Below are 14,961 nucleotides of genomic sequence, written 5' to 3'. Positions count from 1 at the left end.
GTCCGGCCCATAACAATAATGTCAAAAGCTAATATGTAACATTAGAAAAATCTATATAAGCCCAGCTGGGGCGCAATCCAATTGCCGCGCCGCCATTTCATCTGACATAGCCGAGTCACAAATAGGCTGAGTGGACAAAATGAAAAAAACGGCACGGGCGGTAGTGATTGGTGGCGGCGTTGTAGGCGTGAGCACTTTGTATCATCTCGCCAAAATGGGCTGGAGCGATGTTGTCTTGCTTGAGCGCAAGGAACTGACTTCGGGGTCAACATGGCATGCAGCCGGGCTTTTGCCGCTTTTTAACCTGAGTTATTCCGTGGGTAAGCTGCACCAATATTCGGTGGCTTTATATCCCACTTTGGAGGCCGAAACAGGACTGCATGCGGGATTGTCGCAGGTCACAAATATCCGACTGGCGACAACCAAGGACCGGATGGATGAATATCATTATTACGCAGGGGTTGCCCGCACCATTGGTGTTGATGTCAACTTCCTAACGCCGGAACAAGTCAAGGATATTTGGCCGCTTGCCAACATGGACGGTGTCATTGGCGCGATTCAGCATCCCGATGACGGTTACATCCAGCCTGCGGATCTTACGCAGGCGCTGGCAAAAGGTGCTCGGCAGCGCGGGGCGACGATTTATCGCAACACAACGGTTACTGGAATCACGCAGCAACCCAATGGCGAGTGGCTGGTTTCGACGGATCAGGGCGACATCGCTTGCGAGCATGTCATATCCTGTTCGGGTAACTTTGCGCGGCAAACAGGGGCGATGGTTGGGTTGGATATTCCTGTCATCCCGGTCGAGCACCAATATCTGGTGACTGAGCAGCACCCTGCAATCATGGAGCGCAAAAAGGCGGGCCTGCCGGAAATGGGTGTGCTGCGCGAATCTGACGCGAGCTATTATATGCGCGAGGAGGCTGGTGGCCTGTTGCTTGGGCCATATGAGGTTGGCGCGCCCGCTTGCTATGTCGATGGCCCTGCGGCGAACAGCGAATATGAACTGTTTCCCGATGCACTCGAACGGCTTGAGCCTTATATCGTCGCCGCAATGAATCGCGTGCCTGCCTTTGGCGAAGTGGGCATCAAGAAAGTCTATAACGGCGCGATTGCCTACACGCCCGATGGGTCGCCGATCATCGGACCAGCATGGGGCCTGAAAAACTTCTGGTTGAACGAAGGCCACAGCTTTGGGATCACGGCCGCAGGCGGCGCGGGGTGGCAGTTGGCGCACTGGATTGTAGACGGGGAGCCGACCATCGACATGATGGGCGTCGACCCACGCCGCTTTGGCGATTATGCCGGCAGGGGCTTTCTGATCGAAAAAAATGAGGAGGCTTATGCCAAGGTCTTCACAGTGCATTATCCTGATGAGGAACGCGAGGCGGGACGCGCATTACGGCGCACGCCATGCTATGACCGGATGAAAGCGCTTGGCGGTGTGTTTGGTAGCGTGTTTGGTTGGGAGCGCCCCAACTGGTTTGCACCCGCTGGCTATACATTAAGTACAGCCGACCTCGACAAGCCCGATGTGTTGTTAAATGACAATCATCCCGTCGTGCCCGGCGAACCCGTCCGTGAAAAATGGTCGTTCCGCCGCTCCAATTATTTCGAACATGTCGGTAATGAATGCCTGCACGTGACGAAGCATGTCGGCATTCAGGATATGAGCGCCTTTGCGAAATGCGAGATATCGGGGCCAGGGGCAGAAGGCTGGCTTGACCAATTATTGACAAATGCAGTGCCCAAAAAGGTCGGACGCGTCACTTTGTCCTATTTGCTTACACGCAAAGGCGGCGTGCGCAGTGAATTCACGGTGTACAAAGCCGCGCCGCAGCGTTATTATCTGGTGTCGGCAGGGGCATATGAGCGGCACGACCATGATTATCTGAAAAAGGCCATGCCAAAAGATGGTTCAGTCAATTTCGAACGGCTGACAACGTCCATGGGCGTGCTGGTGCTCGCTGGCCCACGGTCACGCGATGTGCTGGCAAAGCTGACCAACACGGATTTGTCAAACGAGGCCTTTCCATGGCTGACGGGCAAGAAAATGAGCATTGGCCTAGCGCAAGTCGACGCGTTGCGGGTGAACTTCATTGGCGAGCTGGGTTGGGAAATCCACCATCCGATTGAAATGCAGAATTATATTTTCGACAGATTGATGGAGGTCGGCGCTGCGTTTGACATTAAGCCATTTGGTATCCGCGCGATGACGTCGATGGCGCTGGAAAAAAGCTACAAGCTTATCCCGCGCGAATTGTCGGTTGAATATTCCGCTTATGAAAGCGGCTTGGACCGTTTCATCAGCCTTAAAAAACCTTCATTTTTTGGACGGGAGGCGTTGCTGGCGTGGAAAGAACGCGGCAGCGCAAACCAGTTGGTTACGATGGAGGTGCATGATGTCACCGATGCCGACGCACGTGGGTCAGAGCCGATTTATCAGGGGGATGATTTGGTTGGCCGCGTGACATCGGGGGGCTATGGCTGGCGCGTCGGCAAATCGCTTGCCCTTGCGATGGTCCGTCCAGATTTGGCGGTGCCGGGCGCGGAATTGGAAATCGTCATTTTGGGCGTTAGGCATAAAGCGACGATCATAACCGATTCACCCTTCGATCCTGATAACAACGCACTGAGGAGCTAAGTCCGTGCTGCACCTCGCCCCGATCGCCAACTGGCTTGCCAATGACCGCAAAGGTTACACATTGCCGCGTGGATTGTATGTCAGCGATGATGCGTTCGCATTCGACACGCAGGTGATGCTTAAATCGGTCTGGTTATATGCCTGCACCGTGGCCCATCTGAAAAATCCGGGTGATTATTTCGTGTTCGAACTGGCGGATAATTCCATCATCATACTGCGTGGGCGCGACAATGAAGTCCGGGCATTCTGGAACAGTTGCCGCCACCGCGGTGCGAAAATTTGTCTCGAACAAAGCGGTCGTGCGGCGCGGTTGATGTGCCCTTACCACCAATGGACTTATGGCCTCGACGGCAAGCTTCTCGCTGCGCGCAGCATGGCAGAGGATTTCGACAAGGCAGATCATGGCCTGAATCCCGTTGCGCTGGAAAATGTCGGTGGGCTGATCTTCATCTGTCTAAGTGATAATCCGCCGCCGATTGATCGTGTGAAAGCTGACATTGCGGATCAGATCGCAGTGTATGACCTCGAAAAGCTAAAGATCGCAGTGCAGGATGATTATATCGAAGACGCCAATTGGAAGCTGGTGATGGAGAATAATCGCGAATGCTATCATTGCGATGTTGGTCATCCCGAATTGATCAGCGTGCTCGGCACCACTGGCTTTGGCAAGGATGCGCCCGCCGATGATTATCTGCAAGAAAAGCGTGCAGAATGGCAGGCGTTGGGCATTGACCATGATGTCATCGAGTTTCCCGATGGCTGGTGGCATCGCGTAGCGCGTTTGGCATTGGCAAACGGCGCTGTGACTCAGTCGATAGATGGCAAGCTTGCCTGCCAGAAACTGATTGGGCCATTTAAGGTGCCGGAAACATCGAGCCTCTCTGTCTGGACCCAGCCAAATAGCTGGCACCATTTTTGTTGCGATCATGTGGTCACATTTTCTCTGACACCGATTGGACCTGACAAGACATTGCTGCGCACAAGCTGGCTCGTGCACGAAGATGCAGTTGAGGGGGTCGATTACGATCCGGACCATCTGGCGGCATTATGGCGCAAAACCAACGAACAAGACGGGCACTTCTCCGCGATTAATCATCGTGGGATTGCCAATGACGGCTATGTCCAAGGGCCGTATGCACTGGAGGAAAAGCTGGTTGACGATTTTAAAGCCTTCTACGTAAGCCGCGCGAAAGCGGCGCTTGCGCAGGTGCAATCATGACTCGCTTCAGCGCATTCAGCCTTTTTGCCAAAGCCTTAAGCGGGCATCAAAATTGGCCTGAACAATGGCCCGATGCTGCGCCTAAGCCTGGTTATGATGCGATTATCGTCGGCGGGGGCGGGCATGGTCTCGGCGCAGCATATTATCTCGCCAAGAAATATGGGATTACGAATGTTGCGGTGCTTGAAAAGGGCTGGATTGGTGGCGGCAATACCGGACGGAATACGACGATCATCCGCTCCAACTATCTGTATGACGAAAGCGCGCATCTTTACGACCATGCGGTGAAACTGTGGGATGGCCTCAGTCAGGAGCTTAACTATAACATCATGTATTCCAAGCGCGGCGTCATGATGCTCGCGCACAATGTGCATGACGTGCAAAGCCTTCAACGGCATATTAATGCCAATCGCCTCAACGGTGTTGATAATGAATGGCTGACGCCCGAACAGGCCAAAGCCTATTGCCCGCCATTAAACATATCGTCAGACGCGCGGCACCCGGTCTTGGGGGCGGCGCTGCAACGGCGCGGGGGCACTGCGCGACATGACTCGGTGGCGTGGGGCTATGCGCGTGCGGCCGCTGCTTTGGGCGTGGATATCATTCAGAACTGCGCCGTCACGGGTATCCGCCGCGACGCCAATGGCGCAGTAGAGGGCGTGGAAACCACACGGGGTTATATCGCATCAAAGCGCGTTGGCGTATCGGCGGCGGGTAACACATCGGTTATCATGCACATGGCGGGCCTCGACTTTCCGCTCGAAAGCTACCCGTTGCAGGCGCTGGTTTCTGAACCCATCAAGCCAACCTTCCCGTGCGTCGTGATGTCGAACACAGTCCACGCCTATATGAGCCAGTCCGACAAAGGCGAGTTGGTGATTGGCGCGGGAACGGACCAATATGTGAGCTATTCGCAACGCGGCGCGCTGCACATTGTTGAACATACGCTGGCGGCCATTTGCGAGATTTTTCCAATTTACCGTCGGATGCGGATGTTGCGAACATGGGGTGGCATTGTCGATGTGACGCCGGATCGCTCGCCGATATTGGGTAAGACGCCGGTGAAGGGGCTGTACGTCAACTGTGGTTGGGGCACGGGCGGGTTTAAGGCCACGCCGGGTGCAGGGGATTTGCTGGCCTACACCATGGCAAAAGATGAACCGCATTATATCAACGCCCCCTTCAACCTCGACCGTTTCCGGAACGGGCGGTTGATTGACGAAGCGGCCGCAGCAGCGGTGGCGCATTGATATGATCCTGATCCACTGCCCTTATTGTGACGAGAAGCGTCCGGAAATTGAATTTGCGAACGCAGGACAGGCGCACATAGCGCGCCCGCTTGATCCATCCGGTCAAAGTGACGCGGATTGGGAGGCCTATTTGTTCATCCGCGCCAACCCGCGTGGACGGCACCATGAACGCTGGCGGCATATCCATGGTTGCGGGCGTTTCTTTAACGCGGTGCGCGATACAGTGACCGATAAATTTGAAACAACATATAAAGCCGGGGAGCCGCGCCGATGAGTGGCTTTCGTCTTAAAACTGGCGGGCGCATTGACCGAAGCCAGCCTGTCATGTTCAGCTTCGATGGCAAGAGCTACCAGGGTTTTGCAGGCGACACGTTGGCGTCGGCTTTGCTCGCCAATGGTGTCATGCTGTTCGGCAGATCCTTCAAATATCACCGCCCGCGCGGGCTGGTTGCTGCGGGCAGTGAGGAGCCAAATGCCCTGATTTCGGTCAATCGCGGGCCAGGGCGATTTACCCCCAATTTGCGCGCGACGGGTATTGAAATTCATAATGGGCTCAACGCGTTCAGCCAAAATCGCTGGCCATCTTTGGCGATGGATTTCGGTGCGATTAATGACCGGCTGGGCATGTTTTTTCCGGCCGGTTTTTATAACAAAACCTTCATGTGGCCACGTTCGTTTTGGGACAAGGTGTATGAGCCCGCCATTCGCAAAATGGCAGGACTTGGCGATGCGCCGACGACCGAAGATCCCGATGTCTATGCATCAACCTACGCCCATTGCGATCTGTTGATTATTGGCGCAGGGCCCGCCGGTATCGACGCCGCGCTTGGCTCTATGGATTCAAACAAGCGCATCATCCTGATAGATGAGCAGGATGAATTGGGTGGCGGCGCTTTGGCCGACCCTGCATTATGGCCCTGGCTGGAACGCAGCATCAAAGCATTAACCAACGCGCCCAATGTTACGATCCTGACGCGTACGACGGCATTCGGTTATTATCATGACAATTTCATAGGCGCAGTGCAGCGGCTGACCGATCATCTTCCTGAAATCGAAGATAGGCCGCGCGAGAAACTGTGGCGCATCAGGGCAGGTGAAGTCGTGCTTGCGCAAGGTGCCATTGAACGACCGATTGTTTTTGACGGCAATGATACGCCCGGCGTGATGCTGTCGTCCGCTGCGAAGGTCTATGCCCATCGGTACGGCGTGGCCGTTGGCAAAGCGCCCGCGTTAATGGCGTCGCACGATAGCGGCTGGCATGATATATTTGCACTGGCCAAAGCGGGCATTCGCATTTGCGCCATTATCGATGTCCGCGAAAGCGTCGATAGCGCGTTGATGCATGAGGCGGACCGTCTGGGCATCACGGTTTACTTGAACCACGGCGTGGTTGGCGTGCATGGCAGGCATGGGGTCAGCTCCGTCGACATCTGCGATTATGCGGATCAACGGGTTCGGCGCGTTGATGCAGATGCGCTGTTAATGGCGGGTGGCTGGACGCCAAGCGTGCATTTATGGTCGCACAGCAAGGGCAGCCTAAAATGGCGCGATGACCTGGGCGCATATGTCCCCGATCAGCCAAATGAAAATGTCCACTGTGTTGGCGGATGTTCGGGAGATTGGGATTATGGCACGGGCGCGGTTATCGATATGTTGCCAACGCCTAAGGACCAAAGCCGCATAAAGGCATTCGTCGATTTCCAGAATGATGTGACGGCAAAGGACATCACGCTTGCGGTGCGTGAGGGCTTTCGTTCCATCGAGCATATCAAGCGGTACACCACCAACGGCATGGCGACCGACCAAGGCAAGACATCCAACCTCAACGGATTGCAAATCGCTTCGTCCGCGCTGAATAAGCCCGTCCCTGATATCGGGCTCACTAGCTTTCGTCCGCCTTACACGCCGCAGACATTTGGGGCACTGGCCGGACATGCCAAAGGGGCGTTGTTTCAACCCACACGGACAACCAATATTGATAGCTGGGCGCAGGCACATGGTGCCGTGTTTGAATTGGTCGCGCAATGGCGGCGGGCGCGATACTTCCCTAAACCAAATGAAGATATGCATGCAGCCGTGAACCGCGAATGCGTTGCGGTGCGGTCGTCGCTTGGTATTTTTGATGCATCGACGCTGGGTAAGATCGAAGTCGTGGGTCCCGATGCCGCTGAGTTCCTCAATCGCATGTATACCAATCCGTGGAAGGCGCTGGAGCCCGGGCGGTGTCGTTATGGCCTGCTGTTGAGGGAGGATGGTTTCATCACCGATGACGGCGTTTCGGCGCGGTTGGCACCGGATCGCTTCCACCTGACCACGACAACCGGCGGCGCGGCGCGCGTGCTCAACATGATGGAGGATTATCTCCAGACCGAATGGCCCGACCTTGACGTCTGGTTGACCAGCACGACTGAGCAATATGCTGTCATCGCCCTGCAAGGCCCCAATGCGCGCAAGGTTCTTGAACCACTTGTGCAGGGCATTGACCTGTCCCCAGAAGCCTTTCCACATATGGCGATCCGTGAGGGCACGATATGCGGCATCAACACGCGCTTATTCCGCGTGAGCTTCACCGGCGAACTGGGCTTTGAGATCAACGTGCCGACGGCTTATGGGCGGGCTGTATGGGAACAATTGATGGCGCAGGGCGCGCAATATGACATCACCCCTTATGGTACCGAGGCGATGCACGTTTTGCGTGCAGAAAAAGGCTTCATCATTGTAGGGCAAGATACCGACGGCACGGTAACGCCCTTTGACGCTGGTCTCGATTGGGCCGTGGGCAAGAAAAAGCCTGACTTTGTAGGCAAACGATCCATGGCGCGCCCTGATATCATCGCGCCGGGCCGTAAGCAGTTGGTCGGCCTGCTGACCGACGACCCGAATCTTGTGTTAGAGGAGGGCGCACAGATTGTTGCTGACCCCAACCAACCCATCCCGATGACAATGATCGGTCATGTGACATCGTCCTATTGGAGCGAAACGCTTGGCCGTTCGATTGCGATGGCGCTGGTCGCTGGTGGACATGATAGGACCGGCGACACGCTACATATTCCGATGCCAGGCAAGACGCATACCGCCAAAGTCACCGGCACCGTTTTCTACGACCCGGAAGGAGCACGGCTGCATGTCTGACGCCCTTATTCGTCATGAGCCTGTTACCGAAACCCCCTTTGTAGCGCAGGGTGTCCGTATCAGCCTTGCGCCGCCGATGCAGCGTCACACGCTGCGGGCGCGCAATGCGCAGGATTTGGAGAGCTTGCTAAAGGTCAAAATACCAAGGAAAATCGGCGCATCCGAAGGTGGCATTATGTGCCTTGGCCCCGACGAATATTATCTACGTAGCCAAGCTGGCGCGACGATCCCGACAGGGGAAGGGCTGCCCGTGGCTGTTGCAGATGTTAGCGAACGGTCCATATGCCTTGTTGTCGAAGGTCCGCGTGCATCGGAGGTTTTGATGTCGGGATGCCCGCTTGATCTGAGCCAATTTGCGGTCGGTCGGGCCGCGCGCACCATGTATGAAACGGTCGAAATCATCCTCATTCGTGACGCAGAAGACCGTTTCCATGTCGAAGTCTGGCGCAGTTTTTCTGCATGGTTGTGGATGGCGATGACCATGGCGGCACGCCATTGACCGAGCGGCATCGCACCTTTGTGGGAGGGTTCAATGGCAGATTGGGATAAGGCAATAGATCTGGGCAATTATGGCCAGTCCAACCGTGTTTGGGGCGGGATGCATATCAACCCGGCTGTCTTCTTGCCCACGGCATTCATTTCCTTCGCTGTCATCCTATTCAGCCTGATTGCGCCAAAGGCGTCGACCGACCTGTTCGCGGCGTTGCGCAGTGGTGCCGTGTCCCATTTCGACTGGTTCTTCATGACGTCGGGGAACCTGCTTTTGCTATTTTGTGTTGTTGTGGCCGTGTCGCCACTGGGTAAAATCCGCTTGGGGGGCAAAGGCGCAACGCCCGATTATTCGCGACTGTCCTGGTTTGCGATGTTGTTCGGAGCTGGCATGGGCATTGGCCTTGTCTTTTATGGCGTTGGCGAACCGGTTACCCATTTCACCTCGGCCATGGCAGGCGGACCTGCGGCACCATTGGGGGGAGCCGTTGGTGATGCGGCTGCCGCACGCAGCATCGCGATGGCGGCGACCATATTTGACTGGGCGCTTCACCCTTGGGCGATTTTCGCCGTGACCGGCCTTGCGCTTGCGGTGTTCCACTTTAACTTCAACATGCCGCTGTCGATGCGGTCGGCATTCTACCCCTTATTCGGCAAGGCTGTTTGGGGCCGCACTGGAGATGTTTTAGAGATTCTCGCGGTACTTGCTACAATCTTTGGGCTTGCAACATCTCTTGGGCTTGGCGCGCAGCAAGCAATGGCAGGGATTGCCCATCTGTATGATGTGACGAGCTCGTCGCTGACGATCCTAGCGCTCATCCTCGTAATGGCGGGCATCACCTTCCTGTCGATCCGGGGCGGCATTGACCGTGGCATCCGGATTTTGAGCGAAGTAAACATGTGGGTTGCTTTTGCGTTGTTGATCTTTGTTTTGACCACGGGCTCAACGCTGCAACTATTGGGCGACCTTGCCAGCAACATATACAACTATCTTACACTGCTGCCGGCATTATCCAACCCACTGGGGCGCATGGACACCGGTTTTTACAATGATTGGTCGGTATATTATTGGGCGTGGTGGATGAGCTGGGCGCCCTTTGTCGGCATGTTCATGGCGCGTATTTCATTGGGCCGGACGGTGCGTGAATTTATTGCCGGGGCCATGATTTCGCCAAGCTTGCTTGGCATATTATGGCTGACCATTTTTGGCGATGCCAGCATTGCGCAGATCGTTGCCGGCAATGGCGCAGACTTGGCCAAAGCATCGCTCGATACGCAATTATTTGTGCTGCTGGGCACTTTGCCTTGGGCGCAGTTCACGTCCTTTGTTGCGATTGGCCTGATCCTTATCTTTTTCGTGACAGGGTGGGATTCTGGAACGTTGGTAATCGATACGATGACAGCGGGTGGACGCACCGATACGCTGCTGAAGCAAAAGACGATCTGGCTTGTCGCGGTTGGGGGTATCGGCGTCCTTCTCCTCCTCAATGGCGGTCTGACCTCGCTTCAGGCAGGTGCCATTGCCACAGGATTGCCCTTGGCCTTCATCTTGCTGGGCATGTGCGTCGGCACATTAAAAGGCTTGCTGGCCTTGCATCGACATCCGGTTAGCAGCAATGATCCGCCAAAGTGATGCAAGCATGCAACGCCGCTGAAACATAATCCGCCTATGTCGAAAATGCATGGCAGTATTACGTAAAGTCTCGAATAGCCATTAGCGCAGTTAATATTAGCCATTGAGCTATGCCTAATCCTGAGCGCTTGGAGGGGCCGCTGTATGAAATTGCCGCAGGAATTCGATCTGCACGCATTGGAAGTGTTCATCATGACCGTTGAACTTGGCGGCATGTCGCAATGCGCCGCGCATCTGCAGGTTACACAGTCGGCGGTTTCGCAAACGATTGCCCGACTGGAAACCGGCATTGGCGCGTCCTTATTTGACCGCACGATGCGCCCATTGGGTTTGACGGCAAGCGGAAAATCGCTGTTTGCGCGTGGTCACAAGCTGATCGCCCATGCCCGCCTTGCCTATGATGAGGTCCGCGAAGGCGCAAACCTACCTATTTCGAGCGTCACGGTCGCGATGTCCTTCAGCCTGGCCAACGAACTTACCGCACCTATTCTTCAGCATCTCGGGCCGCGGGCAGACCGGTGGAATATCCGCTCAGGTATATCGCTGGAGCATCAAGGCGAATTTCTGGCGCGGGACATCGACATGATGGTGACCGGCAGCTTCAGCCTTGAACATCGCGATACGGTGGAACTGCACCCTGTGTTCGAGGAAAGCTTTATTTTGGTGTTCCCGAAAGATTTTCGCGAGCCATTGGACATAAGCGGCGTGCCATCATCATTGCCGTTGATCCGTTTTTCCCGCCTGACGGGCACAGGCCAGCAAATCGAACGCCAGATTGTCCGGATGAAATTGAAACTGCCGCAGATGGTCGAAGTCGAATCGTCGCATCAGCAATTGGCGTTGGTCGCCGCAGGCATCGGATGGACAATAACGACGCCGGTGTGCCTGGCGGCCGTGCCGGAATTGCTGCCCGATCTGCGCGCCGAACCAATGACGCGTGGGCGCTTTTCACGCGCAGTTCAGGTTGTGGCGCGGATGGATGAACTGGGCGATATTCCGCAGCGCACCGCGACTTTATGCCAGCAGGTTTTGCGCGAAAAAACCTTTCCGCCGTTGATTGCCGAATATCCCTGGATGGCCCAGCAATTGTCATGGCCCGCTCCAACGCTGGACGGCGCGGAGATGACTGCATGATCCGCAGCATCTGGCTTGCTGTCCTGGCCCTGCTCGCCGCGCCCGTCCATGCGGGTGTCCCGAGTATCCCCGGCGTTGATGCCCCCGAACTTGCGGCTTTGGGCCCAAATAAGGTTGGTTTCCGTTCGGTCCTGTTGACCCATAAAAATCAGCCTGATGTCGAGAACGCAAATCCGGATGGCACCGAAGTTCCGCTTGTTGATCGCACTTTGCGGGTGGATATCTGGTACCCCGCAACGGTCAAAAATGGCGCAAAGCCGGTTGTCTATCGCGATAGTCTGTGGGCCGAACCGCCGTTCCCGCCGGTACACTTCGCGCAAAAGGGCATGGCGGTTAGCGGCGCGATGGCAGCAGGCGGCAAGCATCCTTTGGTGATCGTCAGCCATGGCTATAGCAACAATCCCGCCGTCATGACGTGGTTGACCGAAAATTTGGCGTCCAAGGGATATGTCGTTGCCGCCATTCATCACAACGACCCAAACCCCTATGTCGCATCGCCGGGCACCCGCGCCGCACCGAATTTCAACCGTCCGCGCGACATCGTTTTTGTGGCCAATGCGTTGCGGGACAGTTTTGGCGACTTGATCGACGCGGATAATGTGGCGCTAATTGGCTATTCACAAGGCGGCTATGGCGTGCTGACCGCTGGCGGGGCATCGCTGGATCCGGCAGGCCCGAATATGGACCTGGTCGCGGGCGGCTGGCTCAAGACATTTGCGCGGGGGCGGGCGCAGGCCGATGCCATGGCCTTAAAAGGCGTAAAGGCCGTGGTGGCATTGGCACCGGCAGGCGGCGCGCCACGCAGCTTATGGGGCGCAGAAGGTCTTGCCGCGCTCACCGTGCCTTTGCTGTTGATCCATGGCGATAGCGACCCTGTGGTGGATTATAAAAGCGGTGCGCTGGCGGTGTTTAATGGCGCGGTGAACAGCCACCGCTATCTGCTCACCTACAAACAGGCGGGCCATGCCATTGCCCTCAACCCAGCCCCGCCCGAAATGCGCGGGACCGTGTGGGATATGGATTGGTTTGAAGACCCGATCTGGCGGCAAGACCGGATCAACGCCATCAACCTGCATTTCATCACTGCGTTTCTGGCCGTGCATCTGCGAAATGACGACAGCAAGGCGGCCTATCTGAATGTGGCCGTTGAAAATTCCGACGACGGGCAATGGAATGCGCCGGCCGGAACCGCATGGGGCGCATATAGCCCCGGCGGCGAAGGCGTGACATTATGGAAGGGCTTCCAACGCCGCCATGCACAAGGAATGACATTGCAGCATCAGGAAGCCGCGAAGTAACGAGCGTCGCTCCGTCGGGCGACCAAAGAGCCAGACTTTTTTGCGAAGCGGCGGATATGCGCAAAGCACCCCCGCCACAAAGGTGGCCCCCCAAAAGCCGCAGAATTGCTTGCAAGTTCACACCCAAATCGCACCTGACCACATTGCGCAAAATGTCGTGCTCGCAATAAAATTTCCTACAAAAGCAAAGCGGTGGATGCTATAAACGAAAGTAGAAAGCGGCAATGCCGCGCATGGATGACAAAAACTATATGGAACATTACAGGAACAATGCTAGAATGTCAAATTGGCAGACCCCCAGTGTGCAGAGCCCCAGAATTTGCGCGGCGTTATGCGCTGCTTCCGACAATATTGCAGGCATGCGGACGAGAGGCTAAGCTTCGCATATGTGTCACTACATAACCCTTGTTGTGCCCACGCAGGACGCTGATGCCGTTCGCGCGGTGATGCACCGGCACGGTCGGGCGGCAACCCCTATCGACAATCCAGCTATCCGGAAAGTTTTGCGGGACGATGAGCGCCAATATCTGACCACCCGTGGGCATTGCGACTGCGGAACGGTGCTTGCGCCGCGATATGATACGCCTGAACATTTTGAGGGTAAACTGGCGAAGGAAGCGGTTCGCATGCGGCGCAAGGGCTGGTCAGAGGCGAAGATAGCCCGCGCTATAGATGACCAAAGAAAGGCCGGTGCCAAGCCCGTCGGCAGAGGCTCCGATAGCCTTGAACTATGGCATGCCGCGCTCCAGAATCTCGGTAACGAATTGCAGCTTCCATATGTGGGGCTTTTCGTAAGATTCTATTCGGGCGCGGTAGATACGGAAATGTTTACCGCCGGGCGGCGCGAAGTGCCTAAGAATGTCCCATGGCAAGACGCGTTCGCTTCACTCGAGCAGGACGAAGTGACGATCTTCCCTGTCTATTAAGCGCCCGCGCCCCACAAATTTCAGACATAGGCTAACCCCACCAAACTCCCCGCGGCTTGTTCCCAAAGGTGCAGCAAGCCTCCAAAAGCCGCAGAATTGCGTCAAAGGTCACACTAAGGTCTCACCTAAACGCATTCCGCAATCTTGCGCGCGCAATAAAATTTCCTACAAGATTGCGGCGGGAGAGAAGCTGGTGTGAAAGCGAAATATTCTATGCCGCATTTGGCTGTCAAAGAACGATGGAACATTATAGGAACAGGGGGTAATTGTCAAGTTGGGCGGTTTGGATTTATATGGCTTTAACAGGTGGCTTCATAAGCTAATTAGAAATTAAGCGGACAGTCGGCATCATCTAAATCCGCTGTTTTGTCCTGACACAACGGTGTCAGGAGCACCGTGTTAGTCCTGCCCTTAGTGATAAATGGAGGCAGAAATGAAACACGCAATAGATGACAAGTTGGTCATGCTCGCCGAGTTGACGATAAAAGCTGAAATGCTTGAGGCGTTTCTTCGTTACACAGTGCAAAATCTGGCATTAAGTCGAGAGGCACCGGGAAACATAAGTTTCGACATTCTGCTGGACGACGTACATTCCAATAAGGTTTTTTTCTATGAAATATGGGAGTCAGCCGAGGCTCAGCTGGCCTATATGGCATGGCGGGTTGAACGTGGCGACCTGACTGTTCTCATGTCGTTCTTGGCGGCGGAACCCGCGTTCACGGCATTACGGCGTATTGCAAGTTAGGTCCTGACCCTAAATTGCTCATTTAGCCGCGGAGTCAGATGACTGCTTTTTGCATCGCCGTCATCCTGACGCTCGCGGTTGCACGTGCAATAAGAACGCCCTGTGTATCTTCCAAATCTGCCTCAACAAAGCCGATTGTTGTGCCGATCTTTACCACACGGCCTTTGCCAATAAGCCTGCCGGGCTTGGCTGGTGCCAAAAACTGAACGTTGAGGTGTATTGTCGACGGAAAGGTGTCTGCATTGGTCGCAATTAGCATTGCTGGCCCCATGCAATCGTCGAGCATCGCTGCCAGAAAGCCACCTTGTATATTGCCAGAAGCGTTGCAAAAATCCGGCTTGGCCGTGAAAGCGATTGTCACGCGACCTTCCTCTTGGTCGGCTTCAATTATATCAAGGCTTAGCAAGGTCGCGCATGGCGGCGTGGGAAAGCGGTCGAGAATTGTGGAAATGGACATGAACTTACTCCGTCTGCTTAGGCAGTTCGAT

Annotated in this window: 12 protein-coding genes; 11 read left to right on the top strand and 1 reads right to left on the bottom strand. The window is 55.5% G+C overall.

All coding sequences use genetic code 11. The features are described 5' to 3' along the window. The first annotated feature begins 139 nt into the window (after positions 1–139). The 11 genes from HEQ34_RS03610 (at position 140) to HEQ34_RS03560 (ending at position 14,473) form a co-directional block, all read left to right on the top strand. A complete protein-coding gene (locus HEQ34_RS03610; RefSeq protein ID WP_296197510.1) occupies positions 140–2,647 on the top strand; it encodes an FAD-dependent oxidoreductase in 2,508 nt (835 codons plus the stop codon). Between the two features lie 4 nt (positions 2,648–2,651). Then, entirely contained in the window at positions 2,652–3,866 is a 1,215-nt protein-coding gene (locus tag HEQ34_RS03605; RefSeq protein ID WP_296197507.1) for an aromatic ring-hydroxylating dioxygenase subunit alpha, read from the top strand. Further along, positions 3,863–5,116, top strand: coding sequence for a sarcosine oxidase subunit beta family protein (locus tag HEQ34_RS03600; RefSeq protein ID WP_296197505.1), 1,254 nt, complete (start codon positions 3,863–3,865; stop codon positions 5,114–5,116). Before HEQ34_RS03605 ends, HEQ34_RS03600 begins: the two co-directional genes overlap by 4 nt. A gap of 1 nt (position 5,117) precedes the next feature. Continuing rightward, on the top strand, positions 5,118–5,390 hold the full coding sequence (locus tag HEQ34_RS03595; RefSeq protein WP_296197502.1) for a sarcosine oxidase subunit delta: 273 nt from the start codon (positions 5,118–5,120) through the stop codon (positions 5,388–5,390). After that, entirely contained in the window at positions 5,387–8,248 is a 2,862-nt protein-coding gene (locus tag HEQ34_RS03590; protein WP_296197499.1) for a sarcosine oxidase subunit alpha, read from the top strand. Before HEQ34_RS03595 ends, HEQ34_RS03590 begins: the two co-directional genes overlap by 4 nt. Then, on the top strand, positions 8,241–8,747 hold the full coding sequence (locus tag HEQ34_RS03585) for a sarcosine oxidase subunit gamma (RefSeq protein ID WP_296197496.1): 507 nt from the start codon (positions 8,241–8,243) through the stop codon (positions 8,745–8,747). The genes HEQ34_RS03590 and HEQ34_RS03585 overlap by 8 nt, the downstream gene beginning before the upstream one ends. Positions 8,748–8,780: 33 nt before the next feature. Next, a complete protein-coding gene (locus HEQ34_RS03580; RefSeq protein ID WP_296197494.1) occupies positions 8,781–10,370 on the top strand; it encodes a BCCT family transporter in 1,590 nt (529 codons plus the stop codon). Positions 10,371–10,514: 144 nt separating this feature from the next. Continuing rightward, complete coding sequence (locus tag HEQ34_RS03575) at positions 10,515–11,504, top strand: LysR family transcriptional regulator (protein WP_296197491.1); 990 nt, start codon at positions 10,515–10,517, stop codon at positions 11,502–11,504. Beyond that, positions 11,501–12,802, top strand: a complete 1,302-nt coding sequence (locus HEQ34_RS03570; protein ID WP_296197489.1) for a dienelactone hydrolase — start codon at positions 11,501–11,503, stop codon at positions 12,800–12,802. The genes HEQ34_RS03575 and HEQ34_RS03570 overlap by 4 nt, the downstream gene beginning before the upstream one ends. A gap of 386 nt (positions 12,803–13,188) precedes the next feature. Next, entirely contained in the window at positions 13,189–13,728 is a 540-nt protein-coding gene (locus tag HEQ34_RS03565; protein WP_296197487.1) for a hypothetical protein, read from the top strand. 433 nt (positions 13,729–14,161) lie between these two features. Next, entirely contained in the window at positions 14,162–14,473 is a 312-nt protein-coding gene (locus HEQ34_RS03560) for an antibiotic biosynthesis monooxygenase family protein (protein WP_296197484.1), read from the top strand. Positions 14,474–14,507: 34 nt separating this feature from the next. Here HEQ34_RS03560 and HEQ34_RS03555 read toward each other — a convergent pair whose 3' ends face one another. Next, positions 14,508–14,930 (bottom strand): PaaI family thioesterase, encoded by a 423-nt coding sequence (locus HEQ34_RS03555; RefSeq protein WP_296197481.1) that lies wholly within the window; start codon positions 14,928–14,930, stop codon positions 14,508–14,510. Between the last annotated feature and the right edge of the window lie 31 nt (positions 14,931–14,961).

The organism is Sphingorhabdus sp. (assembly GCF_023910635.1).
GTDB lineage: Bacteria > Pseudomonadota > Alphaproteobacteria > Sphingomonadales > Sphingomonadaceae > Sphingorhabdus_B.
The sequence above is the reverse complement of the archived record's forward strand: the minus strand, read 5'-3'. Positions and strand labels throughout refer to the sequence as shown.